At 41.5% G+C, this 23,842-nt stretch carries 20 protein-coding genes; 8 read left to right on the forward strand and 12 right to left on the reverse strand.

Annotated elements, in window-relative coordinates; genetic code table 11:
* The first annotated feature begins 65 nt into the window (after window positions 1-65).
* Window positions 66-1,352 (forward strand): homoserine dehydrogenase, encoded by a 1,287-nt coding sequence (locus tag UH38_RS08900; RefSeq protein WP_144405656.1) that lies wholly within the window; start codon window positions 66-68, stop codon window positions 1,350-1,352.
* A gap of 94 nt (window positions 1,353-1,446) precedes the next feature.
* A complete protein-coding gene (locus tag UH38_RS08905) occupies window positions 1,447-2,448 on the forward strand; it encodes an S-layer homology domain-containing protein (RefSeq protein WP_045054297.1) in 1,002 nt (333 codons plus the stop codon).
* A 170-nt stretch (window positions 2,449-2,618) separates the two neighbouring features.
* Here UH38_RS08905 and UH38_RS08910 read toward each other — a convergent pair whose 3' ends face one another.
* The 4 genes from UH38_RS08910 to UH38_RS08925 all read right to left on the reverse strand — a co-directional run bounded on the left by UH38_RS08910 (window position 2,619) and on the right by UH38_RS08925 (window position 7,021).
* On the reverse strand, window positions 2,619-3,056 hold the full coding sequence (locus UH38_RS08910; protein ID WP_045054298.1) for a CAAD domain-containing protein: 438 nt from the start codon (window positions 3,054-3,056) through the stop codon (window positions 2,619-2,621).
* 212 nt (window positions 3,057-3,268) lie between these two features.
* Window positions 3,269-4,282, reverse strand: a complete 1,014-nt coding sequence (locus UH38_RS08915) for a 2-hydroxyacid dehydrogenase (RefSeq protein ID WP_045054299.1) — start codon at window positions 4,280-4,282, stop codon at window positions 3,269-3,271.
* A 341-nt stretch (window positions 4,283-4,623) separates the two neighbouring features.
* Window positions 4,624-5,823 carry a class I SAM-dependent methyltransferase gene (locus tag UH38_RS08920; protein WP_045054300.1) on the reverse strand — a complete coding sequence of 400 codons (1,200 nt, stop codon included), beginning with the start codon at window positions 5,821-5,823 and terminating at the stop codon, window positions 4,624-4,626.
* Window positions 5,824-5,836: 13 nt separating this feature from the next.
* The gene (locus tag UH38_RS08925) at window positions 5,837-7,021 is read right to left on the reverse strand and encodes an NAD(P)H-quinone oxidoreductase subunit H (protein WP_045054301.1); all 1,185 of its coding nucleotides are present in this window, start codon (window positions 7,019-7,021) and stop codon (window positions 5,837-5,839) included.
* A 139-nt stretch (window positions 7,022-7,160) separates the two neighbouring features.
* On the opposite strand from UH38_RS08925, the gene rsmH reads away from it, so the two are divergent.
* Together rsmH and UH38_RS08935 are read left to right on the forward strand one after the other, a co-directional pair.
* Window positions 7,161-8,057, forward strand: a complete 897-nt coding sequence (gene rsmH, locus UH38_RS08930) for a 16S rRNA (cytosine(1402)-N(4))-methyltransferase RsmH (RefSeq protein ID WP_045054302.1) — start codon at window positions 7,161-7,163, stop codon at window positions 8,055-8,057.
* 77 nt (window positions 8,058-8,134) lie between these two features.
* Window positions 8,135-8,812: a potassium channel family protein gene (locus tag UH38_RS08935; protein ID WP_045054303.1), complete on the forward strand. Its 678-nt coding sequence runs from the start codon at window positions 8,135-8,137 to the stop codon at window positions 8,810-8,812.
* 23 nt (window positions 8,813-8,835) lie between these two features.
* On the opposite strand, the gene UH38_RS08940 is transcribed toward UH38_RS08935, so the two are convergent.
* Together UH38_RS08940 and UH38_RS08945 are read right to left on the reverse strand one after the other, a co-directional pair.
* Window positions 8,836-10,389 carry a cation:proton antiporter gene (locus UH38_RS08940; RefSeq protein WP_045054304.1) on the reverse strand — a complete coding sequence of 518 codons (1,554 nt, stop codon included), beginning with the start codon at window positions 10,387-10,389 and terminating at the stop codon, window positions 8,836-8,838.
* A gap of 81 nt (window positions 10,390-10,470) precedes the next feature.
* Window positions 10,471-11,931, reverse strand: coding sequence for a glycosyl hydrolase family 57 (locus UH38_RS08945; protein ID WP_144405652.1), 1,461 nt, complete (start codon window positions 11,929-11,931; stop codon window positions 10,471-10,473).
* Between the two features lie 79 nt (window positions 11,932-12,010).
* On the opposite strand from UH38_RS08945, the gene UH38_RS08950 reads away from it, so the two are divergent.
* Genes UH38_RS08950 through UH38_RS08960 form a run of 3 tightly spaced genes read left to right on the forward strand, consistent with a single transcriptional unit; the run spans window position 12,011 to window position 13,236 of the window.
* Window positions 12,011-12,586: a zeta toxin family protein gene (locus UH38_RS08950; RefSeq protein WP_045054305.1), complete on the forward strand. Its 576-nt coding sequence runs from the start codon at window positions 12,011-12,013 to the stop codon at window positions 12,584-12,586.
* Window positions 12,579-12,776, forward strand: a complete 198-nt coding sequence (locus UH38_RS08955) for a hypothetical protein (RefSeq protein WP_045054306.1) — start codon at window positions 12,579-12,581, stop codon at window positions 12,774-12,776. The genes UH38_RS08950 and UH38_RS08955 overlap by 8 nt, the downstream gene beginning before the upstream one ends.
* Window positions 12,777-12,798: 22 nt before the next feature.
* The gene (locus tag UH38_RS08960) at window positions 12,799-13,236 is read left to right on the forward strand and encodes an NADAR family protein (RefSeq protein WP_045054307.1); all 438 of its coding nucleotides are present in this window, start codon (window positions 12,799-12,801) and stop codon (window positions 13,234-13,236) included.
* Window positions 13,237-13,309: 73 nt separating this feature from the next.
* Here the strand turns inward: UH38_RS08960 and UH38_RS08965 are convergent, their stop codons facing one another.
* The 5 genes from UH38_RS08965 to gatA all read right to left on the reverse strand — a co-directional run bounded on the left by UH38_RS08965 (window position 13,310) and on the right by gatA (window position 21,929).
* Window positions 13,310-14,023, reverse strand: a complete 714-nt coding sequence (locus UH38_RS08965) for a PEP-CTERM sorting domain-containing protein (RefSeq protein ID WP_045054308.1) — start codon at window positions 14,021-14,023, stop codon at window positions 13,310-13,312.
* A 441-nt stretch (window positions 14,024-14,464) separates the two neighbouring features.
* On the reverse strand, window positions 14,465-14,668 hold the full coding sequence (locus UH38_RS08970) for a hypothetical protein (protein WP_045054309.1): 204 nt from the start codon (window positions 14,666-14,668) through the stop codon (window positions 14,465-14,467).
* 37 nt (window positions 14,669-14,705) lie between these two features.
* Window positions 14,706-19,508 (reverse strand): DNA polymerase III subunit alpha, encoded by a 4,803-nt coding sequence (dnaE, locus tag UH38_RS08975; protein WP_082065347.1) that lies wholly within the window; start codon window positions 19,506-19,508, stop codon window positions 14,706-14,708.
* Between the two features lie 49 nt (window positions 19,509-19,557).
* Window positions 19,558-20,418, reverse strand: a complete 861-nt coding sequence (locus tag UH38_RS08980) for an alpha/beta hydrolase (RefSeq protein ID WP_045054310.1) — start codon at window positions 20,416-20,418, stop codon at window positions 19,558-19,560.
* 59 nt (window positions 20,419-20,477) lie between these two features.
* Entirely contained in the window at window positions 20,478-21,929 is a 1,452-nt protein-coding gene (gene gatA / locus UH38_RS08985; RefSeq protein ID WP_045054311.1) for an Asp-tRNA(Asn)/Glu-tRNA(Gln) amidotransferase subunit GatA, read from the reverse strand.
* 399 nt (window positions 21,930-22,328) lie between these two features.
* On the opposite strand from gatA, the gene sds reads away from it, so the two are divergent.
* Window positions 22,329-23,300, forward strand: coding sequence for a solanesyl diphosphate synthase (gene sds, locus UH38_RS08990; RefSeq protein ID WP_045054312.1), 972 nt, complete (start codon window positions 22,329-22,331; stop codon window positions 23,298-23,300).
* A 3-nt stretch (window positions 23,301-23,303) separates the two neighbouring features.
* Here the strand turns inward: sds and UH38_RS08995 are convergent, their stop codons facing one another.
* The gene (locus UH38_RS08995) at window positions 23,304-23,765 is read right to left on the reverse strand and encodes a hypothetical protein (RefSeq protein WP_045054313.1); all 462 of its coding nucleotides are present in this window, start codon (window positions 23,763-23,765) and stop codon (window positions 23,304-23,306) included.
* Window positions 23,766-23,842: the final 77 nt, after the last annotated feature.

Raw genomic sequence — 23,842 nt, forward strand, 5'->3', positions numbered from 1 at the left:
TTACGAGCAGTAGGGTGGGTGTTCCCCGCCCTACAATTGTTTTTGGCGATCTTGGTGTATGGCTTGTGGTTTTTAAAGTAGGAATCCTGGGATTAGGTACGGTAGGTACGGGTACGGTTCAACTGCTGCTAGATGCTACTGGTCGTCATCCATTGTTGCAGGAATTGGAAATTTATCGAGTAGGGGTGCAAAGTCTAGACAAGTCTCGTGCTGTGGACTTACCTCAAGATGTTGTGACTACAGATTTAGAAGCAATTGTTAGCGATCCAGCAGTTGATATTGTAGTAGAACTAATTGGGGGAATAGAACCCGCTAGGTCGCTGATCCTGAAAGCAATTAGTCACAAAAAGCACGTTGTTACGGCAAATAAAGCAGTAATTGCTCGTTATGGTGATGAAATCTTCACTGCTGCTAATGCTGCTGGTGTTTACGTGATGTTAGAGGCGGCTGTAGGCGGCGGTATTCCTGTTATTCAACCATTGAAACAGTCTTTGAGTGTCAATCGAATTACGGCTGTTACAGGTATCGTTAACGGCACGACAAACTACATTCTCACGGCAATGCACCAACAAGGTAGTGATTTTGCTGATGTGTTAGCTGAAGCGCAAAAGCTAGGATACGCTGAAGCCGACCCAACTGCTGATGTCGATGGCTTAGATGCGGCTGATAAAATAGCTATTCTTGCTTCACTAGCTTTTGGCGGCAGAATCAAGTTACAAGACGTTTATTGTGAAGGTATTCGTAACGTCAGCGGCGCTGATATTGCCTACGCCCAAAAACTCGGCTTTGTAATTAAATTATTAGCGATCGCCAAACGTATCCCCAATTCCTCTAATCTTTCTTTACGCGTCCACCCAACATTAGTGCCTCAAAACCACCCCTTAGCCAGCATTAACGGGGTCTACAACGCGATTTTGGTAGAAGGCGAACCGATTGGACAAGTAATGTTTTTTGGACCTGGTGCGGGGGCTGGGGCAACTGCTAGCGCGGTAGTATCGGATATACTAGCGATCGCTGCGGTATTAAAAACAGGTACTAATAAGCCACAACCATTATTAACTTGTTCGCATCAAGATTATTGCGTAGCTTCTCCTATGCACGATGTAATTACGCGCTTTTACGCCCGTTTTCTTACTCAAGACCATCCTGGCGTAATTGGTAAACTGGGAACTTGTTTCGGTAAATACAAAGTTAGTTTAGAATCAGTCGTGCAAACTGGTATTCGCGATAATTTAGCAGAGATTGTTGTCGTCACTCACGATGTCCGAGAAGGTGATTTTCACGCTTCTTTGGAGGAAATACGCACTTTAGAAGCGATAAGTAGCGTTCCTAGCTTGTTAAGAGTGCTTTAATCTTGATTTTCTCTAAAAACCTATCCTAAAGGAGTACCCAGAAGCTCTAGATTAGTGTCTTAATTTGGCTATGTTCGTTGCTAAATAATTTAAGATGACAAATTCGCCTCCGCCCGATCCGCAGTCATCCGATAATACTCCTTTGGGCTTTGATGATTTTATCGGCATCTTTGTTGCCTTTAGCGCTATTGGGGCAATTATTTGGTGGTCGCTAGCGCGTAACCCTGATGCATTTAACTTTAATCGCATTCTATCAGGCGATCGCGCTACTACTACTGTGCCGCTACTTATCCCCTCTCCAGAGGCGACAGGCAGGGAAGAAGAAGTACCTAGAGTAGTGCCTGTACCTCCTACTGATTCGCCAGAAGTGCCAACGCCCGTACAACCGAGAACGCCTGCTAGAGGGCAAGTTCCGGTTATTGTTCCCGTACCTATTACACCTGCTTCACCAACTGTACCTAGTACGCCTGCCGCATCACCGACTCCTAAAGTAGGAACTCCAATTAATTTTGTTGACGTTCCTCAAGACTTCTGGGCGCGTCCCTATATTACGGCATTATCTGCCCGTCGGGTTGTTAATGGCTACGCTGGAGATTTCTTTCGCCCCAACCAGCCGATAACTCGCGCTGAATTTGCTGCTTTGGTACAAGCTGCGTTTGACAATAAGCCTGTTCCAGGAACAACGGAGTATAAAGATATTCCGACTAATTTTTGGGGTATTCCAGCTATCAATAGCGCAACAAGAAGCGGGTTTATGGAAGGGTATCCCAATAATATTTTCCGCCCGACTCAACAAATCCCCAGGGTGCAAGTGCTTGTCGCTTTAGCTAGTGGCTTAGGTTTAAAACCGCCCGCCTCTCCCGAACAAGTTTTGCAGTCTTATCAAGATGCTGCCCAAATCCCTGACTATGCTAGGGAAAAAGTTGCCGCCGCAACAGCAGCAGGAATTGTCGCTAATTATCCAGAACGCAATTTACTCAATCCTAACCGCAATGCTAGTCGTGCTGAAGTAACAGCCATGTTATATCAAGCTTTGGTGCAAGCTGGACAAGCAGAACCGATTGAATCTCAATATGTGGGCAACGCACCCCAATAACAGTGACCAGTGACCAGTGACCAGTTATCATTTAATCCCCATACTTGAAAGAGCGGGGATGCAAATAATGAATCAATACTTGCCACCAATAAATTTGGGGCTTGTGTTTGCTAACAACTGGTAATAAGATAGGCGATCGCTCTTATATGAAGCGATCGCCTATAAACTAACTATTGTACTTGTTGGCTGCCAACTACTTGACCTTTGAGCTTTTCAATCTCTTGCGCTAACTCTTGGCGGTTTGAAGCTTTAAGTAAGTAGCGATTGACGAACCAAGCTGAGTAAGCAATACCAATTAGTTCAAAAGTAGGGGCTAGTAATGGGATGTCGTTGAGGGCATCAATAACAGCTAACACTACTTTTACTGTGATAATTGCGGCGAAAATTAGACCAAGGCTAATAATTGGGTCTTTATAATCAGCCCAAAATTTGCCAATAATATTGGGTAGCTTTGCTAAAAATTCTGAAACTTGCGAACCTACTTCCTGCAATTTTTTGTCAGTTTGGCTGCTTGGCGGTATCGTTACTATAGTTCCTGGTTGCGATACCTCAATATTTTCTGGACGGGTGGTATCAGCGTATTCTTGTTGTTGTAGTTGGGATTCCATAATTTTGCTGTTTTTATGTGGGGAATGACAACTTGAAATCGTTTACTAGGCGATATCCTAGCTATCAGCACCGCCTCAGAAAGAGAAAACGGTTTTTAGGTATCTTTCAACCTTACTGAGTCCGATAATTCGATTCATCAACACGAAGATAGAGAGGGCTAGTAGCAAAAACTAGAATTTCTATTCCTAGAGTTGATTATTCTATATCAGCCTTAATGATTAGTTGGTGCTATTTCAGCTTTAACTCGATTGGGGCAAATGCCTCGTTCAAAGTCTGAAATGTTTGCCAGGGTTGTCTTGGCAATACTATTTAAAGCATCAACAGTGAAAAAGGCTTGATGTCCTGTTATCAGGACGTTAGGAAAAGTGAGTAAGCGTTCAAAAAGATCGTCTTGAATCACTGTATTAGAAAAATCTTCAAAAAATAAGTCTCCCTCCTGCTCGTAAACATCTAAACCAAGATAGCCGATTTTACCTGATTTTAAGCCATTAATTACTGCTTTGGTATCAATTAACGCTCCTCGACTTGTGTTGATTAGCATAACACCTGTTTTCATCTGCGCTATCGTTTCTGCGTTAATTAGGTGATAAGTGTCTGGGATCAAAGGACAGTGCAGACTAATAATATCGGCAGTAGCCAATAGTTGAGGCAGCGATACATACTCTACTTCTAACTCTTGACACAAGCGCGAACTCGGCGAATTGTCATAGGCTACTAACTTACAGCCAAAAGCTTTCAAAATTTGCGCTACAAGTGTGCCAATTTTCCCCGTACCAATAATACCGATGGTTTTACCATGTAAATCAAACCCTAAAAGTCCATCTAAGGAAAAATTACCCTCGCGGATGCGGGCATAAGCGCGATGAATGCGCCGATTAAGAGTAAGGATTAAGCCAATAGTATGTTCGGCGACGGCATAAGGCGAGTAAGCTGGAACCCTAACAACAGTCATCCCTAATTCAGTTGCTTTGCCAATGTCTACATTATTAAAACCAGCAGAACGCAAAGCAATTAGTTTAATGCCTTGGCTTGCTAACCCAGTTAGAGTTTTAGCATCTAATTGATCGTTGACAAAAGCACAAACAGCTTGCGAACCTGCAGCTAACATACACGTTTCTGGAGTTAAACGCGGTTCTAGGAAGACTAATTCATGTTGGTATTCGGTGTTTGCAGCTTCTAGAAACTTACGGTCGTAAGATTTGGTGCTGAATACAGCAACTTTCATCCTTTTACTTTTTCGTAGATTGTAAGGTTACGCGCGATCGCACTTCTGTACTCAAATTAACGTTTTACCCACCAGCAGCAAAAGTCAGCATAATTACCACCGAAAGCAAAATTCCAGGTACAAGTAGCACAATTAGCATCAACAAGTCATGAGTTGTCATAGTTTTTCCTTGGTATATCAGTTACTAATGTAATTACTGTGCAGGAAAAAAGACTCGTACCCTCGAACGATTAATCTAGTTTTAAGATTCTGCAGCTACAAACAGCATCGATTTTCATCTGCGTTTATCTGCGTAGCCTACGGCAAGGCTTACGCCTACATCTGCGTTCCTACAACAAAATCTAACAACTCAAACCTGTAGGCTGCGTTGATATTTCCTGTGAAGTTAAGCCTTTACATTGCAGCAAAACACCAAACCCGCCCAATCCCTGAGGATCTATTAACTGATGTAAAGCGTCGCGGCGCTGTAATAAATGATTCAAATCTCCAGTATTGCTAGAAATTGCTGCAATCCGTTCGCCCAATCCCAGCGCCATCAAAAACAATCCTTGCTGAGTAAATCCAAGTTTTTGCAACCCACACGCATCGCCCCACCGTTCTAATGCAGTAAAGTCTACATGAGCAGTGATATCTTGCCGCCCAATATTGATATAAGGATTATTGTGGTGTTGGTGGCGATAGTAGCACTGCAAAGTTCCTTGACTTCGCATCGGGTTATAGTAACGAGTAGCCGAGTAACCGTAATCTATTGTCAACAAATACCCACGCTGTAGTTTTTGGGCTACTGTACTTAGCCAATCTAGGGCAGCTAAATTAATCTCGCTGCGATAGCTTCCATTACTAGCTATTTGCGCTATGTCTACTCCAACCAAATCAAAATACTGGGCTAATCGCGGTGAGGAAGGTGCGCTAACAATCTCTATAAAAGCTGCTTCGTTAGATGTAGATACATAAATTTCCCCTAATTGCCCATTTTCAAGCAAAAATAAGTGAATTGGCATAGCATCAAGCAATTCGTTGGAAAATATACAGCCAATGATTGAATTATCAGCTATTTCCTCTAAACTGCGCCAACTAACTTTGTCTGCTGCTAAACCTTTTAATAGTTGCTGCTGCTGCTTTAAGCCTGGGGATAGCTCAACTATGACGTACTCTAAAGCTTGAAAACAACTTTGGTAGTTTTTATACAAATACTTGATAATATCAGCAGCTAAAATTCCTTGCCCTGCGCCCATCTCTACCAGCGTAAAAGGTACAGGCTGCCCCAAAATTTCCCACATTTGAGCAAATTGAGTCGCTAACAACTCGCCAAAGTCAGTTCCTAAATGCGGAGAAGTAAAAAAGTCTCCTTGCGCCCCAATATCTACAGCTTTTTTAGCATAATAGCCATCTTGAGGATCGTACAGAGCCAACTCCATAAATTGGGCAAAAGTAATCCGGCGCTGGGGACTAGCATTGATACGAGAGATAATGCGATCGCCCAACACCGGATTAGAATCATCAGAAGGATGGAATTTATTGTCTAAATTATCAAAATTCATCCTTCGTCCTTATTTAACGGTCAACAGAACCCATAATAATATCGACGCTACCTAAAATCGTCACGATATCGGCAACTTTTACGCCTCTTAGGATGTGAGGGAAAATTTGCAAATTGTTGAAGTCAGCAGCGCGGATTTTCCACCGCCAAGGGAAGACATTATCATCGCCAACTAGGTAAATTCCTAGTTCGCCTTTACCACTTTCAACGCGGGCGTAGTATTCGCCTTTAGGAATTTTGAATGTGGGCGCAACTTTCTTGCTAATGTACTGGTAATCAGGACCATTCCATTCCGATTTTGGTCCTGCTGCTATGCGTTTGGCTTCTAGGTTTTCGTAAGGACCGCCAGGAAGTGCTTTAATAGCTTGGTTGAGAATCTTGACTGATTCGCGCATTTCCCGAATCCGTACTAAATAACGGGCAAAACAATCTCCTGCTGTTTCCCACTGTACGTCCCAATCAAAATCGTCATAGCATTCGTAGTGGTCAACTTTGCGTAAATCCCACTTTACGCCAGAAGCGCGTAACATTGGACCTGATAGCCCCCAATTGATAGCATCTTCGCGGCTAATAGTGCCAACACCTTCCACCCGCCGTCTAAAAATAGGGTTATTAGTAATTAGGCGTTCGTACTCGTCAACTTTGGGATAGAAGTAATCGACAAATTCTTGACACTTATCTACCCAACCGTAAGGCAAATCCACAGCTACACCGCCAATACGGAAGTAGTTGTTATTTACCATCCGATAGCCTGTAGCTGCTTCCCATAAATCGTAAATCATCTCCCGTTCGCGGAAAATGTAGAAAAAGGGAGTTTGAGCGCCCACATCAGCCATAAATGGTCCTAACCATAGTAAATGGTTAGCAATCCGATTTAATTCCAGCATAATTACGCGGATATAGCTAGCACGTTTGGGAACGGGAATACCAGCTAGTTGTTCTGGTGCATTAACGCTAACAGCTTCGTTAAACATTCCTGCCGCATAGTCCCACCTGCTAACGTAAGGAACGTACATAATATTTGTACGATTCTCGGCTATTTTTTCCATACCGCGATGCAAGTAGCCCATTACAGGTTCGCAGTCTACTACATCTTCTCCATCTAGAGTTACGATCAACCGCATCACTCCATGCATTGAGGGGTGGTGAGGTCCCATGTTGAGAACCATCGGTTCAGTTCTAGTTTCTATTCTTGCCATAGGTTCGTCATTTACCTTTGAAATGCAAATTTTAGATGGAACCGCCAAAATTGCTCGGAAATTAGCGGTAATTTGAAGTTAGTAGGCACTATAAATATTAAGTGCTTAATGTTTATTTTTGTATTTCTTTATTAATTATATGGAGCTTGGGATTGAAGCAGACGAGTTGCAGGCATTTATTCACGTACCTGTCTTAAGCCGCGAATTGATTGCAGGTTTGGCAATTCGTCCTGGTGGGCATTATTTAGATGCTACCGTAGGTGGTGGCGGTCATAGCAAGTTAATTTTACAGGCATATCCTGATGTTAAGGTAACAGCTTTAGATTGGGATGAAGAGGCGATCGCTGCGTCTACCCTACATCTTGCTGAATATGAAGGTCGCATTCAATTTATTTTGACTAATTACGCCGATTTTGAGTATAAAAAAGCCAAATTTGATGGTATAATAGCAGACTTAGGTGTAAGCTCATACCATCTTGATGCCGCAGAACGAGGCTTTAGTTTTCGTAGCACCGCGCCCTTAGATATGCGGATGGATAGGCGGCGAGATTTGACAGCACAAGAAGTAGTAAATAGTTGGGATGAAAAGCAGCTAGCAGATATTTTCTTTAAATATGGAGAAGAGAGACTATCGCGGCGGATAGCAAGGAGAATAGTAGAAGATCGCCCGTTTACAACTACAACAGAACTAGCAGAAGCGATCGCCCGCTGCGTACCCAAGCAGTATCGTTATGGTAGGATTCACCCAGCTACTCGCGTATTTCAAGCTTTGCGAATTGTAGTCAATGAAGAATTAACAGCAGTAGAAAAGTTCTTAAACAGCGCGCCAATTTCTCTCGTACCTGGTGGCAGAATTGCCGTTATCAGCTTTCATAGCTTGGAAGATCGAATCGTCAAGCACAGCCTGCGTGAATCGCCGTTATTGCAGGTAATTACAAAAAAGCCAATTACCGCCCAAGAAGACGAAATAGCAAGTAATCCGCGATCGCGTTCTGCTAAATTACGCATAGCAGAAGCTTTGCAGGATAATAGCTAAAAATTAAAGCCAACGAAAAACATTAGTAACTTGTAAACTAAAGCAAAATATTAAGAGCGTAAGAAGGCAACCTATCTATGTACGTGCTAATTGGTGGCGGCGGTTTAATTGGGCTGAGTTTAGCACACAGACTTATAGAATTAGGTCATACGGTGGCTGTAATCGATCTCGATCCCGTTGCCTGCCGTTATGCCCGCGAACAAGTAGGAGTGATGGCTTTTGAAGGCAGTGCTGTAAGTACAGAAGTGTTGCTAGAAGCTGGGATTCGTAAAGCTGACTCAGTGGTAGCGGCATTACGCAGCGATGCCCTAAATTTAGCTATGGTAACACTTGCCAAACACTACGGAGCGCCCCATATACTCGCTCGGATGCGTCACCGTGATTTTGGCGAACCATTACGGATAGCAGGAGCAAATCATATAGTTAGCACTGTAGATTTAGCAGTGTCAACTATGGTAAATGCGATCGAATATCCTCAAGTAGAATCAATCATGCATTTTGAGCAGGGACAAATTGAGGTGCTAAAACTTGCTATCCCAAATAATTGTTATGTCGCAGGGCGTAGCGTTGCCCAAATTGCTCAAGACTCTCGGTTTCCTACAGGTTCTTTGATTATTGGCTATCAACCTCATCCTCATGAGGATTTGATAATTCCTAACGGAAATACTATATTGGAACCTGGCTCGACAGTATTAATTGTTACAAAGCCAGGTTCGCTGCATCAGGTTATTGATTTCATCGAAGGTTGCAAATAACTTGGATGCAGCCATACTCACTGCTAATCGTCTTCTAGTTTTAGCAGTTGCTCGTCAATATTTTGCAAACGCGATCGCACAACTTCGCCAGATAGAATTTGCTTGCGGCTTGCCTGGTTTAAAGCTCCTTTTTCTGCTAATAGCAAGTGACGGCGAATAGCATCAAGTAAGGAGCGATCGCCTTTAGTAGCGTCAAGTGTATCAGGGCGGCGGTTATATATTTCTCGCAGTGCTTTTTCTGCCCCTGCTACTCGCACTTGATAACTTGCCCGCATTTCTTCGTACACGGCTTTGGGCAATACTCCCGCTCTCAATAAGCTATCTAATTCATCTTGTGCGGCTTTGCCTGTCATTAACTGGGCTTGCAGTTCTTCAATTTGCTGGCGAGTTTCGGAAAATTTAGCTAATTTTAAGCGTTTTACTAGCCAGGGCAAGCTCAAGCCTTGACCTACCAATGATACCAACACGCAACCATAAACTAAAGCAATTAAATTTTCTCGCCCTGGCAAGTTGGTAGGCAAACTCAACGCTAAAGCCATTGAGAGCGAACCTTTGATATTGCCGATAAACAGTAGGTGTTGCCAGCGCCAAGGAATGGCACGATCGATCCAACGCACTCCAGCAAGTAAGGGGTAGACAGTAAAAATGCGCCCTACTTGATAAGCTAAAAATGCCAATAAAACTGCTGGCAGAATCTTACCTAGCGTGACTGGGTTTATTTCTATACCAATGAGCAAAAATATAAAAGTGTTGACCCCAAAACTGGCATATTCCCAGAAACTTAGTAGTGATAGGCGATCGCCTGCTGAATCGGTCTGAGAAAGTCCCAGATTCCCAAAAATTAACCCAGCTACAACAACTGCTACAGGACCAGACACACCAAGAAATTGCCCCACCTGAGAGGTTCCTAATGCAACGGCAACAGTTAGTAAGAGACTGCTAAAAGGATCGTTTAAACGCGCAAATACAGGGATGCTCAAGTAGCCCAAAACTAATCCTACTAAGCTGCCTCCTAAAGCAACAAATAGCAGTTCTTGGATGCCTTCTACAAACGTTAGGGAGCCTGTAGAATATACTTTTAAAATTAGGTTGAATAAAACTAAAGCGGCGGCATCGTTAAATAGAGTTTCGCCTTCGACGATAGTAGAAAGTCTTGCCGGAACGGGAATATCTTTAAATACAGCAATCATCGATACTGTATCTGTATTTGCCAAAATTACGCCTAGAAGTGAGGCAGATATCCAGTCTAGTCTCAGCCCAAAGTTTAATAGCACAGCGATAATAGCAGAGCTTGCTACCGCCCCAGGACCAGCTAAAAGGGCAATTGGTTTGAAAGTGCTGCGGAGGCGGCTGACATCTGTATTAATGCCAGCTTCAAAAATTAAAATTGGCAGAAAAAGATTTAATACTAGGTATGGGTCTAAGCCCACGCGACGAGACAATAACTCATTGATGGGCAAACCTGCTAGCACTAATCCCGTAACATAAGGTATTCCTAGTTTCCGAGAAACCAAGGCGACGCTAGTGGCAATCAGTAACAGAATAATTAGAATTGGGACTAATTCAGGCACATCTATATTCAGCTAAAAATACTTACAAAGAGTTTATGCTGAAAGAAGATGTTGTTGCTCAGTCGAGCAGCGATCGCCTTGCTGTTGTTAAAAATTATCTGTTAACGCCTTTTCCCCGCGCCGATAAATTTCCCGCGCGTAGTCTGTCCACGCACCTTGTCCCCAATAACGAAAACAACTGGTTTGCAACAACAGATTGTATAGCAATGCCTTCCGATAGCTAGTTTGCTGCGAAAGCGCCGGATCTACTGTTTTATGAAACAACGCACTAAGTTCGTTCATTGGAGTTAAAACGTTCTCGTAGCCTTTTACCCAACTAAGATTATTAGTCCAAGAAGCGCCATCTACATGAAAATTGGGGTTTTCTTGCTTGAGTTGAGCGATCGCCTCATCCACTGTATCTAGGTTAGCTGACTGTACTTTTTGCCAAATATAATGTTGTCCTACAGCTTGACAAGTAGGAAAATCATCAGATTTACAGCCGATTGACTCAATTAACTCCAAATACTCTGTCCCTGTCGCCCCAACAATCCCATTTTGTCCGACTTCCTGCCAAGCTTGCATAAATGCACTGGGAAACTCATTCATCATTACGCCGCCGTTTTCCCCATCTCCTATCTGCGTAACAATTGGCGGTATCTGAACGCCTGCTAATTCTTGTTTTGATAATGTTTTTGCCTCATAGTAAGGCTGCATTTGCCCGACTAATTTTGTATCCGATCCTTGTGTCTTAATTAAAGCTGTAATACTCAACGTCTCGCCTTGGGAATTACGCGCAACTAACTGATGCGGTAAATGCTTGTACTGTAATGGTTGCCCTGTTAGAGTTTCTACAGAATGTTCTTGCACCATTAGCCAACGGTAGCCGCAATCTAGTAGTGCTTTGACAAATTCAAACAAAGTATCTGGATGGTTGGGTAGATGCATCTCCGGCGGCGAAAAGCCTTTGACTCGTGCTAAAGCTTCCCAACCAAAAATTGCGGCAAAATGGTGTTGCCAAGCACGAATATGCAATTTAATATCGGGAATTGGGGTAGAAGGAACTACAGCATGACTCCACATTGTCCCCAACCACTCTACATAAGGCTGGTAAGTGCGATCGCAAGTTATCCGTTTGAGATTTTCTAATATATCCCCGCGCCCCATTTGCCGCAATCCCCACAGCAAATTACCAGAGTAATCCAACATCACGCGCGGATTTTTGCCTCCCTCGACAAGTTCGATAATCATATCTGCCATGCGGCTGTAACAATGAGCAAACGGCTCTGCGTTGTGGTTGTCGCCTTCTTGGGGATGCTCGAACATATATTGCAAATTGCTAATTAATGAGCCATCGTTTCCTGCTGGAATCATTGGCTGCTGCATATGTAGGGCGATCGCAAAACAGGCATTGATATTTTCTACTTTTAGATTAGTTGTGGGTAGAAATACTGGGCGATCGCTTTTTACTACTTCATCTACTAATGATTCCCAACCGCAAAAATTTGGCAATCCATCAATTAGTTCTGGCAAGCTTGGTAGGGCTATTGATTCTGTTACTATAACCATTTTTATTAAAATATTAAGATAAACGTATCCTACTAAATTTTTAATTCAATCAGCCACAAACTTATTGAAAGTATTGACAATGCCTAATATTTATGTAGTTGGCGGTGCAAACGGTTCGGGTAAGACAACTACAGCCCAAATAATACTGCCAAATTTTTTAGAAGTTTTTGAATATGTTAATGCTGATGAAATTGCTACAGGCCTTTCAATGTTTAATTCAGAATCGGTGGCTATTCTTGCTGGAAGGTTAATGTTAGCAAGGTTAGAAGCGCTTGCTGCATCTGGTGTTGATTTTGCCTTTGAAACTACTCTTGCTGCTCGACACTTTGCTAGTTTTTTGAAAAAATCTAAGCTGAAAAGTTATAATATTAACTTAATTTTCTTCTGGCTACGCAGCCCCGAATTAGCTATAGAACGAGTACGCAGGCGAGTAGAAAGCGGCGGACATAATATTCCTGAGCCTGTCATCCGTCGCCGCTATACAAGAGGCATTAAAAACTTAAAGCAATTGTATATACCAGTATGCGATAGTTGGATAGTATATGATAATTCTCGAACAAATCCTCAAATAGTTGCAGCTTGTGGAATCGAACAAGAACCAGTTATTTATCAAGCTGAAATCTGGAATCAAATGATAAGAATCGCCAATGAATAAACAAACTTTAACTCAGATACATCAAAAAATTGATGCAGGTGTGAAGTTAGCGATCGCAGAAGCAATAGAAAAGCACCGCAAATTAGGGCAGTCAATCAGTGTATGGCAAGACGAACGAGTTATTACTTTAACAGCAAACCAAATTCCTCCTTGCGATTTAGAAAAATTTGAGTGCGAAAAGAAGACTTAGCCTAAAGACTTAAAACTTGCTAATGACAATATACTTTTATAGCGTCCGCGAACAATACGGATGTTTTTCTAACTTTTCTTTACATGGTTTTGAGTTAGATAATGCTTGGTGGATTACTAGCGAACACTACTTTCAAGCTCAAAAATTTGCTGGTACACCTTATCTAGAAGAGGTTAGACAAGCAAAAACACCAAAGGATGCTGCCAATATGGGAAGATCGCGCGATCGCCCTTTGCGTGCTGATTGGGAACAAGTAAAAGACGATATCATGCGCCAAGCTGTGTTAAAAAAATTTGAAACTCATAGCAATATTCGCGAGGTGCTACTATCTACTGGCGGTAAATTGATTGTTGAAAATGCACTAGGAGATTATTACTGGGGTTGCGGTGCTGATGGTAGTGGGAAAAATATGCTGGGCTTAATTTTGATGGAAGTTAGGCAAATATTACGCGATCGCTAAACTCAAACAAAAATATTCGCGATCGCTGTAGCGATCGCGAATAATCCAAAGCAATCTAAATTTTCAGCTTAACTTAAATTTTGACCGCTTTCTTTTGTTGCTTGCGCTTGAGCATAGAACCACCACCTAACGCGCCTAGTGCCAAAATACCTAATACAGAGCTAGGTTCGGGAACTGGTTTAGTGGTAATTTTGCCGTAAATAGCGGCTGTAGTGCTTTCATTTTCCAAGACGTTGAATCTGTCAACGATTGTATTTCCGCCATCTTGGCTAAAGCCTGTTAGTTGCAAGGTGTACTCAGTACCGCCAAAGCTAATACTGCGATCGCCAAAACTGTTGATGGGAGTAACAAAGTCAGCATTCTCCTCATCTGTACCAGTATTTAGGGTACTAAATAGGCTGAAGTCAAAGCGGAAAACTTGACTAGCTTTATCAGGCTGACCAAAATCTAAGGCAATATCTAGAGGTACGGAATCAACCAAAGTATCTGAAGAAACTGTACCGTTGAAATAAGTTAAATCGCCTACTGCAAACAAAGAATCTAACTCGCCAGAAAACGAGTTTCCAGTAAAACTAAGTTCATTTGCAGGTGTTCCTGCTGGCGATCCCCAGTTAAATGTATTAGTTCCAACGCCGGAAAACACTGGATTGCTATAAGATCCTGCATTAGGAGTACCAAAAGTACCGCTAGAATTTCCTGAAAATGTCTGTGCTGTACTAGGTGTTGCTTGACTGATAGTTAACGCCACTCCCAAGCCTGCAAGTAAAGCGGTTGCTCTTAGATCCATAAAGTCTCCACACTTTTATTTTAGCGACGACTTTACTCAGTTCCTACAGTATTCGTAGATACTCGTAGCTCTGAGTAGTTATTGTGTCATCTTTGGCTAAAATATCTCATAATTCTGGCTCTTTATCTGTATTTACCCCTAAGCTTTACTGCAACTTTATACTTGCCTGCTGTAATTACTCGTACATATTGAGGATTTTTTGTGTATTTAAACCTATATGAGAAGTAGCTTTGAAGTAATATTGCCTAGTCAGTATTAAATTTTTTTGATAAAATAATACGCATAAACTTCAAGAAATTGTTGTCAAATCCAGTACGCAAATTAGCGATCGCTTGTAAAGATATTTTCAATATTGCTGCTACGCAAACTGCCACAACGTTGCTCTAGGCGGTGGCTAGATTGAAAATCGTCTAAGTCTTTAAAAGATTCAGGCGACTTTTATTAGCCTGGAGCGCGATTGATTGCTGCATAGACAAAAGCGATCGCCATCGGAATTATAATTGGTAGAGCAACTACCAATCCCCATTTACCTGAAGGCATTTCTTGTTCTTTGTCGCTGCGGAAAAATAGCACTAATATTCCAATTCCCATTAGCGCCCACAAACAGCCGAAGGCGATGAAAATAATAAATATTGAGTCATCCATGAGTTTTTGATGAAGTCGGCGATCGCTTCTATTTTACTTATTGTGCTAAAGGTTGAGCGTAGGCTAAGAAGTTGGCAGCTTTGAGGGCAGCGATCGCAGTATGACAGTTTTGCACCCAATATTGACGACCAAAACGGACTAACTGGCGCTGATTTGCGGCTGTAACGATCGCAATTACTGGTGTTAGCGCTTTATCTTTGTCGCCAGATTGTTCTTGGAGGATGCTTTTTAGGTATTGTTGCTTTTGCAAGTCAACTGCTTGATCGATGGTTAGTTCTACCATCAACATTTCTACTTTTTCAATCGCTTGGGCATTTTCGACAATTAGCTGCAGCGCGTCGTCGTCTTTACGATCTGCTTTTCCCCAGACAATCAACCGCGCGTCAGCAATTAGCAACGAATCAATTTGCTCGTACACTCTGGGAAATACTACCGCTTCTATTTGCCCTGTCAAGTCTTCGAGTTTGAGGATCGCCATGCGATCGCCTTTTTTAGTTACTATCGGTTTAATACTGGTGATAATGACGACTGCACACAGTAGGGCTTTTCTACTTTGCGTTTCTAAGTCAGTAAGATTAATCGGTGCTAAAACTTGGGCTGCCGAACGTACTGATTTTAGGGGATGATCGGATACATAGAACCCTAGTAGCTCTTTTTCCTTGTGTAACTTTTCTTGCTGCGAAAAGTCGGCTACTGGCTGGGCTTTAGGCGCTACTTCAAAGCTATTAGTGTTTTGTTCGTTATTTGTTAATCCACCCCAGTCAAATAGGTTTACTTGCCCGCTAGCGCGTTCTTTGAGGCGTGATTGCGCCCAATCTAAGGTTAAATCTAAGTCGTGAATTAATTGATTGCGGTTAGGTTCGATGCGATCGAAAGCGCCGCAGTAAATTAGGGTTTCCATAGCGCGGCGGTTGACTGTGCGTAAGTCTACGCGATCGCACAAATCAGATAAAGATTTAAATTCGCCGCCGTTTTCTCTAGCTTCTAAAATACAATTACTCGCGCCTTGTCCGAGATTTCGTACTGCACAAAATCCAAACAATATACTTGCTTCTAAAGGTTTAAAATCGATAATCGAGCGATTAATATCTACTGGTTCTATAGTAATATTCATCGCCAAGCAATTAGCGATGTATTTCTGTACCTTATCTGTATCGCCGCTATTTGATGTGAGTAGCGCCGCCATGTATTCAACAGGAAAGTTTGCCTTTAAATAAGCAGTTTGATAAGTTACATATCCGTAAGCTGTTGAATGGGATTTGTTGAAGCAATATTCAGCGAACTTTACCATTTGCTCGAAGAGAAATTCAGCTAATTGCTTTCTTACTCCATTTTTTGCTGCACCATCAACAAAAGTTTCTCGGTGTTTTTGCATTTCCGAGGCTTTCTTTTTACCCATCGCTCGTCTGAGTAAATCTGCTTGTCCTAAAGAATACCCAGCTAAGTCTTGAGCTTGTTTCATAATTTGCTCTTGATAGACTAAAACTCCATAAGTTTCTTCCAAAATAGATTCTTGCAAAGGAGTTTGATATTCTATCTTCGCTCTACCGTGTTTGCGATCGATAAATTCAGGAATTAAGCCTGCATCTAAAGGTCCTGGTCGATATAATGCCAATATAGAAGAGATATCTTCAATGCAAGATGGTTTCAAATCTCTAACTATTTGTCTCATCCCTGAAGATTCAAGCTGAAAAATACCTTCTAATTCGCCTGCTTCCAATATTTTGTAAGTATTTTGCACTTCTTTAGGCATTCTTTTTACTTCACCTTTAGCAAGTATTTTTTGTACTCTTCTTTCTTCTAAAGGCAGTGCATCAGGATCGATATCTATATGTCTATTTTGTTTAATTAAATCTACAGTTTTTTGGATTAAAGTTAAATTTCTCAATCCCAAAAAGTCCATCTTCAATAGTCCCAGCGATTCTAAATCTTCCATGAAGTATTGAGTGATCACCGAACCATCATTATTCTTTTGTAAAGGGACAATTTCATCTAAAGGTTCTGAAGAAATTACTACTCCGGCTGCGTGAACTCCGTAAGTTTTATTCGTTCCTTCTACCCGCAGCGCCATATCAACCCAATGGCGAACGTTAGGATCGCTTTCATATCTTTCCTTAAATTCTTTTTCTGGTGTAGCATCAGAAATCATTACCGATAATTTAGTCGGTTTTCCCCGCACTACCGGAATTAATTTTGCCATGCGATCGGCATCCCCATAAGCAATATCCAACACTCTAGCAACATCTTTTAATACAGCTTTAGATGTTAACCTGTTAAAAGTAATAATTTGGGCTACTTTATCAGCGCCATATTTTTCTGTTACGTAATCAATAACTTTGTCGCGTTTATCAATGCAAAAATCAGTATCAATATCTGGCATTGACTTGCGTTCTGGATTCAAAAATCGCTCGAATAACAAGCCATGATGTACGGGATCGATATTAGTAATTCGCAGCGCATAAGCAACTAAAGAACCCGCCGCAGAGTTATGAATAGCAATGGAGTTGCCTACATAAGAAGTATCTCCAGGAACGCTAATGTCATAAACATATCCTGTGTGCTTTATTCTATCTATGCTTTTTATTTTCAGGTAAATGTAGTCTTCATCTATATAAAAACTATCATTGCGATAAAAGCTTTGGGTTTTAATACCAACAGGAAAGTCCATAAAGTCAGCATTCCAGTTTAAAAGCTGCTTTCCTGACAATTTAACTGAGTATTCTACTGCCCAGTTTTCGTGACGCTTCTGGCTTTTAAGAATAGATGACCAATAACCAAAACGTGCTAGTAGTAGTCTTAGTTGCGATGCTAGTGTAGGCGATGTAGTTGTGCATTTTATATTAATTGTCTTATCTTTCGTTCCAGAATGACCATCTCCTCTGAAGATGTAAGCAATCAATATCTTGATGTAATCTGAGTTACCTTTAGTTACTATTTCCCAAGGTATATGCTTATGATTTGCGCCTATTCCACACAAAGCTGCTAAAAACTCACCAACAATTCTTGAGTAGCTAAGAACTTGTAATGACTTTTTGGTTAGATGAAAAACTATTTTACTTTCTAAACCAAAGATTCTTTCTAAAAGTATAGTAATTTCTTGGGCAAAATTTACTTCATCACTACACAAACCGAAGCCGATAGCATTTTCTCTTTCTCCTAGTCTAGACCAACCCTCGGCAATGTAATAACCTAGTAATCGAGCCAAATTTTCACTAAATTCTATGTGTCTAGGAATCTTTTTGGTCTGTAAATGATTTGTGCCAATCTCATACCAAATAAAATTGGCATCATATTTGAGATAAGATTTTAATTCGACAAAATCTAGTAAATCAAATTTAATTTCTTTTTCTATAGACTTGACTCTAGGGAATACAACAAAATCATCTTTCCTGAGTTTGCCTGCTTCTATCCATTCTAATTGATACTCTTGATACGGCTTCGCAGAACAGTATCGTGTGCAACTTGGCTTACATACGTTAGCTTGTTTTTCACTATTTACAATACATTTTTCAGCTTTTATTGCCCAGATTTTATGATCTTTCGTTAGGCATAATTCTTCATTTGCTACGCCGATTTTTACTATTTCTTCGTTACACTCGTATTTGTGCGTATTAGTAACAGATAAAATATTTCCTTTATGAGTTACTACCTGTTGCCCGATTTGAATGTCTTCAATATTAACTTCTTTGCCAGTTGCCAGCATCACTTTCGTATCGCCTAAAACACAGCCTCTACCTGGACCAACTGGGATGTTATTATCTCTAGCATATTTGATGTAGTCCCATACTACTAAAAAGTAGGTAGAAAACCCCATCTGTTGCATCATTTTCAGTTCGTAATCTAGTCTATCTCTATAGACAGGATCGATTTCATTATGGGATTTGCGGTTGAAGCGTTCAAATAATCCTTGCCAAGCAACGTGTTCTAAATATGTATCGGCGGTATGCCCAGGAGGAACTGTATAATTAGGGATGCGAGATTCCCCCATAATATTATACGGCTCGACTTTATCGGCAACTTCTACTGTAGTTGCAATCGCTTCTGCAATTACATCCTCTGGTAAGTGATCGCGAAATAGCTGTTTCATCTCTTCAGCGGATTTGAGATACTCTGTACCGCTGTAGCGCATCCGCTTATCTTCACTAATTAGTTTTTTGGTTTGAATGCATAGCAGCGCATCGTGTGCTTCAACGTCATAGCAAGAGATAAAATGCGAGTCATTAGTTGCAACAAACTTTATCCCTAATTCACGGGCAATTTTAATAATTTCAACATTAACAATTCGATCTTCTGGCGAACCGTGATCTTGAATTTCTAAGTAATAATCATCGCCAAATATATCTTTGTACTGCTGTGCTACTCTTCTAGCAACATCTGGTTTACCTGCTAAAATTGCCTGTGGTACTTCTCCACCCAAACAAGCGCTAGTAACTATCAAGCCTTCACGATACTGTGCGAGTAATTCTTTGTTAACACAAGGACGGGCAAAAATCCCGCTACCTTGCATACCTTTGAGGTGAGAAATAGTAGTTAACTTAACTAAGTTTTTATAACCTTGAGTATTTTTAGCTAAAACAACTTGGTGATATTTAGGAACTCGACGGCGTTCTTTACTTTCAATATCGCCGTTCATTACATACATTTCGTTGCCAATAATTGGCTTGACATTTTTACTGCGACAAACTTTGATTAATTCGATCGCACCATACATTACACCATGATCGGTAAGCGCGATCGCTTTCATGCCTAACTCTATTACTCGATCTACCAGTGCTGGTAATTGACTAGCACCATCAAGCAAGCTGTAATCGCTGTGGATATGTAAACCAACAAAGGACATAATAAGTATAAATACAAATATTACTGCTTAAGCAGATATATTTATTTTATCATTCAGCTAGCCGAACAAACTTGTTTACTATTTGGAAGTATTGTAAACCTGCAATTTCAGCAACATCGTTATGTCCGGCATTTGGTACTATTATTAACTGCTTTGGTTCTGGCGCAGCAGCGTATAACTGTTTGCTCATATCAACTGGAACTACAAAGTCATCAGTACCATGAATGAATAAGACTGGCATTTGTAAACCTTTCACTTTGTTAATAGAATCAAAGTGCTGATTGAGAATGATATTAACAGGAAATAATCTAAATTGACCGCGAATATTTACTATGTTTTGAATAGAAGTAAAAGAACTTTCAATAATTATTCCTGCTGCTTGTGGTTGTTGCACTGCTAAATCAATTGCGATCGCACCACCTAAAGAATGTCCGTAAATAAAGATATTACTAGGTTGAATATGTCTTTGTGTGACTAAGTAATCCCACGCAGTTGTAGCATCAAGGTAAACACTCTTTTCAGTGGGAAAGCTACCTTCACTTAGCCCGTAGCCGCGATAGTCTATTATTAGCACAGCAAAACCCATCTGGTGAAAGCGATCGGCATGAGCAGCATTAGCCCCAATATTTACGCCATTACCATGTAGATAAAGTAGTACATTAGCATTAGATGTAGCTGCGGGAATCCACCAACCATGCATTTTTTCCACCTTACCTGATGCTGCAAGCACAGGTATCCATACATCTTGATATTTGCGGTTGAAAGCCTTGGGCGTTATTTCAATAACAGATGAGGGAAAGAAAATGAAACGAGTTTGCAGGAAATAAAGCAAGAAACAAGCAGCCAAATAGGCGATCGCAGTTAAAATTCCTGTAACTACTATCAATTTAACCCATAATTTTTGCAACACAGATCGATCTCCTAGCGAGGAATGAAATCTGGAGATTTTTCCACTCCTCGCCTTTTTCTTTATGACAATTGTGGTGTATGCGTCTTCCAATCAGTAGACTGTTCGTAAGCATAAGCTACCTGAAATAACAAATCTTCCCGCAATACATTACTAATTAGCTGCAACCCAATTGGCAAACCACCATCATCAAAGCCACAAGGAACGCTAATTCCTGGCAAACCAGCCAAATTTACAGGAATTGTCATCAAATCAGTGAGATACATACTCAAAGGATCGGCATTCTTCTCCCCAGCTTTAAAGGCTGTAGTTGGTGCAGTCGGCGATACTAAAACATCAACTTGTTCAAAAGCTTTCTCAAAATCTTGCTTAATTAAAGTACGGACTTTTTGGGCTTTGAGATAGTAAGCGTCGTAATAACCAGCAGATAGCGTATAAGTTCCTACCATAATCCGCCGCTTGACTTCAGTACCAAAACCCTCAGCGCGAGTATCTGTGTACATTGAGAGCAAGTTTTCGGGATCTGGCGTGCGGAAACCGTACTTAACGCCGTCATACCTAGCTAAATTTGCCGATACTTCCGAAGGCGCAATAATGTAGTAACTAGGTAAGCCGTAACGGAAACGAGGGCAAGAAATTTCTCGAACTTCTGCACCTAATTGTTTGAGTTGTTCTATAGCTTTATTTACTGCTGTAGCAATTACCGGATCTAAGCCATCGCCAAAAGTCTCTTTAATAATGCCGATTTTGAGATTTTTTAAGTCAGGCTTTAACGATTGAGTATAGTCAGGAATATCTACTTTGAGGCTAGTTGAGTCTTTGGGATCGTATCCAGCGATCGCATTTAACAATATTGCCGTATCTTCTACACTGCGTCCAAAAGGTCCAATTTGATCTAAAGAAGAACCAAAAGCTACTAACCCAAACCGCGATACTAATCCATAAGTCGGCTTCATCCCAACTACGCCACAAAATGAAGCCGGAAGGCGAATAGAACCACCCGTATCCGAACCTAAAGCGATCGTACACTCATCAGCAGCTACAGCGGCGGCTGAACCGCCTGAAGAGCCTCCTGGTACTCGCGTAATATCCCAAGGATTAGCTGTGACATGATAGGCAGAATTTTCTGTAGAACTACCCATTGCAAACTCATCGAGGTTTGTTTTACCTACGGTTACTGCCCCAGCTTGGGCTAATTTTTGCGTTACTGTTGATTCGTAAGGCGGGACAAAATCTGCCAGCATCTTCGAGGCGCAGGTTGTGGGGATGCCTTTAGTACACATATTGTCTTTGATGCCGATAGGAATGCCTGCTAGTAGCCCGATTTCTTCTCCAGCAGAAATTTTGGCATCAACGGCTTTCGCTTGCGATATAGCGTGTTCTGCTGTCACGCACAAAAAGCTATGCAATTTTGGTTCTAACGCTGCGATGCGATTCAAGGCTGCTTGGGCAATTTCTTGGGCAGAACGTTCTTTACTAATTAGTTGGTGGTGCAACTCGCGGATGGATGCCATGTGCAGCGTTCCTCAATTTCTCAATATGTCAGTTTAGCGAAGAATTGGTTGTAAGTAGTTTTGAGTTTTGAATTTTGAGTTAGAAGAGTAGGGATAAGGAAGACAAGGAAGAAAATAATTTAAGCTTCCTCTGCTTCCCCTAGTTTCCTGTGTGTTACTGCGTAAATTACGAATTACGAATTACCCCTGGTTTCCTGTGTGTTACTGCGTAAATTACGAATTACGAATCACGAATTACGAATTACCCCTGGTTTCCTGCGTGTTACTACGTAAATTACGAATTACGAATTACGAATTACGAATTAGCTATAAATGCAACTTCCCCCTAGCCGACGCATAGCTTAAAATAAGTATAGAGTATGTAAATTTTCGTAAAATAAACTCAGAGTCGGCTCACCTATGACCTCAGCAACCTCTCTCTTTTCCCCAGTTGAAGCAGACCTGCGTTTGCTGTCAGAGAATTTAATTAAGCTCGTAGGTACTCGACACCCGATTTTCTACGAAGCCGCCAAACACTTGTTCGCCGCTGGGGGAAAGCGAGTGCGCCCAGCTATTGTACTACTAGCAGCACGGGCGACAATGGCAGGAAAAGAAATAAGCGATCGCCATCGCAGGCTAGCTGAAATTACTGAAATGATCCACACGGCAAGTTTAGTCCACGACGATGTGGTAGACGAATCAGAGATGCGGCGCGGCGTACCGACTGTAAATAGTCTATTTGGTAATGGTGTAGCCTTGCTAGCTGGAGACTTTTTATTTGCTCAATCTTCTTGGTATTTAGCCAACTTAGATAACTTGGAAGTCGTCAAACTGCTGTCAGAAGTAATTATGAACTTCGCTACAGGCGAAATTCAGCAAGGAATGACGAAATTTGACCCTGAAGTAACAATCGAAGCTTATTTAGACAAAAGTTATTATAAAACTGCTTCCTTAATCGCCAACAGTGCTAAAGCGGCGGCTTTACTTAGCGATGTTTCTAGAGAAACAGCCGAACATTTATACGGTTATGGCAAGCATTGGGGGCTAGCATTCCAAATTGTCGATGATATTTTAGACTTTACAGGTTCTACCAGTAGTTTAGGCAAACCAGCACTTGCCGATATTAGCTCTGGCAATCTTACCGCCCCAGCGTTGTATGCTTTAGCAGAAAAGCCTTATTTAGAAACATTGATTTCTAGACAGTTTGAAAAAGCGGGGGATTTGGAGCAAGCGATCGCCCTGATTCAAGATAGTCACGGAATTGAGAAGTCGCGCGAACTTGCAGCCCATCACGCCCATTTAGCAGTAGAACACTTAGCCGATTTACCTGCTTCTGAGTCTAAGCAAGCTTTGGTTGATATGACTGACTATGTTTTAAGCCGGATGTACTAGAAGTTAAGCGATATCGGGTGGTATTTGGTTAAATAGAGATTTTGGATTGAGTTGGACTTGGACTAACTTCTGCATATCTGCACGTTTAATCTCATAGCCAGTATTAGCGTCACCTGGGATTTCCAAAAAGACGATGCTATCAACTGTTTCTAAAGATAATAGCTGAAACAAAATATGGGTGACGGCGATGGGTACAGCAATTAATTGGGTATCTGTAGTTTTAGGGATATCTTGGAGGGTGGGAAAGGCGTAAATAACGCACCGTTGGATTTTGGGCTTTTGGCGATCGCTTATTGTCGTTACTACCCATTCTCCCTCTAAGCTTTGTACAATGTAATACTGCTCGTGGCGTAACTTTGCAGCTAATTGTTTAAGCCCAGGTGCGATCGCGTTTACAATGCGCGGTGTAATGCCATCGTCAGGCGCATCATCAATTAAAGATTGAATTTGTCGATCTAAGTTCATAGCTTGTTTTATCAAAAGGGACACACCTAGATAATGGCAAATCTAAAATTATGTGCCATTATCGAATCGCCCTGTAG

Source organism: Aliterella atlantica CENA595 (genome assembly GCF_000952155.1).
Classification (GTDB): domain Bacteria; phylum Cyanobacteriota; class Cyanobacteriia; order Cyanobacteriales; family Chroococcidiopsidaceae; genus Aliterella; species Aliterella atlantica.

What these genes read in the sequence shown, in the direction of transcription:
- UH38_RS08970 (WP_045054309.1), bottom strand. Translation starts at nt 14,668, where the DNA reads ATGGATGACTCAATATTTATTATTTTCATCGCCTTCGGCTGTTTGTGG.
- dnaE (WP_082065347.1), bottom strand. Translation starts at nt 19,508, where the DNA reads ATGTCCTTTGTTGGTTTACATATCCACAGCGATTACAGCTTGCTTGAT.
- UH38_RS08965 (WP_045054308.1), bottom strand. Translation starts at nt 14,023, where the DNA reads ATGGATCTAAGAGCAACCGCTTTACTTGCAGGCTTGGGAGTGGCGTTA.
- UH38_RS08995 (WP_045054313.1), bottom strand. Translation starts at nt 23,765, where the DNA reads ATGAACTTAGATCGACAAATTCAATCTTTAATTGATGATGCGCCTGAC.
- UH38_RS08910 (WP_045054298.1), bottom strand. Translation starts at nt 3,056, where the DNA reads ATGGAATCCCAACTACAACAACAAGAATACGCTGATACCACCCGTCCA.
- UH38_RS08945 (WP_144405652.1), bottom strand. Translation starts at nt 11,931, where the DNA reads ATGGTTATAGTAACAGAATCAATAGCCCTACCAAGCTTGCCAGAACTA.
- sds (WP_045054312.1), top strand. Translation starts at nt 22,329, where the DNA reads ATGACCTCAGCAACCTCTCTCTTTTCCCCAGTTGAAGCAGACCTGCGT.
- UH38_RS08935 (WP_045054303.1), top strand. Translation starts at nt 8,135, where the DNA reads ATGTACGTGCTAATTGGTGGCGGCGGTTTAATTGGGCTGAGTTTAGCA.
- UH38_RS08925 (WP_045054301.1), bottom strand. Translation starts at nt 7,021, where the DNA reads ATGGCAAGAATAGAAACTAGAACTGAACCGATGGTTCTCAACATGGGA.
- UH38_RS08915 (WP_045054299.1), bottom strand. Translation starts at nt 4,282, where the DNA reads ATGAAAGTTGCTGTATTCAGCACCAAATCTTACGACCGTAAGTTTCTA.
- gatA (WP_045054311.1), bottom strand. Translation starts at nt 21,929, where the DNA reads ATGGCATCCATCCGCGAGTTGCACCACCAACTAATTAGTAAAGAACGT.
- UH38_RS08960 (WP_045054307.1), top strand. Translation starts at nt 12,799, where the DNA reads ATGACAATATACTTTTATAGCGTCCGCGAACAATACGGATGTTTTTCT.
- UH38_RS08950 (WP_045054305.1), top strand. Translation starts at nt 12,011, where the DNA reads ATGCCTAATATTTATGTAGTTGGCGGTGCAAACGGTTCGGGTAAGACA.
- rsmH (WP_045054302.1), top strand. Translation starts at nt 7,161, where the DNA reads ATGGAGCTTGGGATTGAAGCAGACGAGTTGCAGGCATTTATTCACGTA.
- UH38_RS08905 (WP_045054297.1), top strand. Translation starts at nt 1,447, where the DNA reads ATGACAAATTCGCCTCCGCCCGATCCGCAGTCATCCGATAATACTCCT.
- UH38_RS08955 (WP_045054306.1), top strand. Translation starts at nt 12,579, where the DNA reads ATGAATAAACAAACTTTAACTCAGATACATCAAAAAATTGATGCAGGT.
- UH38_RS08920 (WP_045054300.1), bottom strand. Translation starts at nt 5,823, where the DNA reads ATGAATTTTGATAATTTAGACAATAAATTCCATCCTTCTGATGATTCT.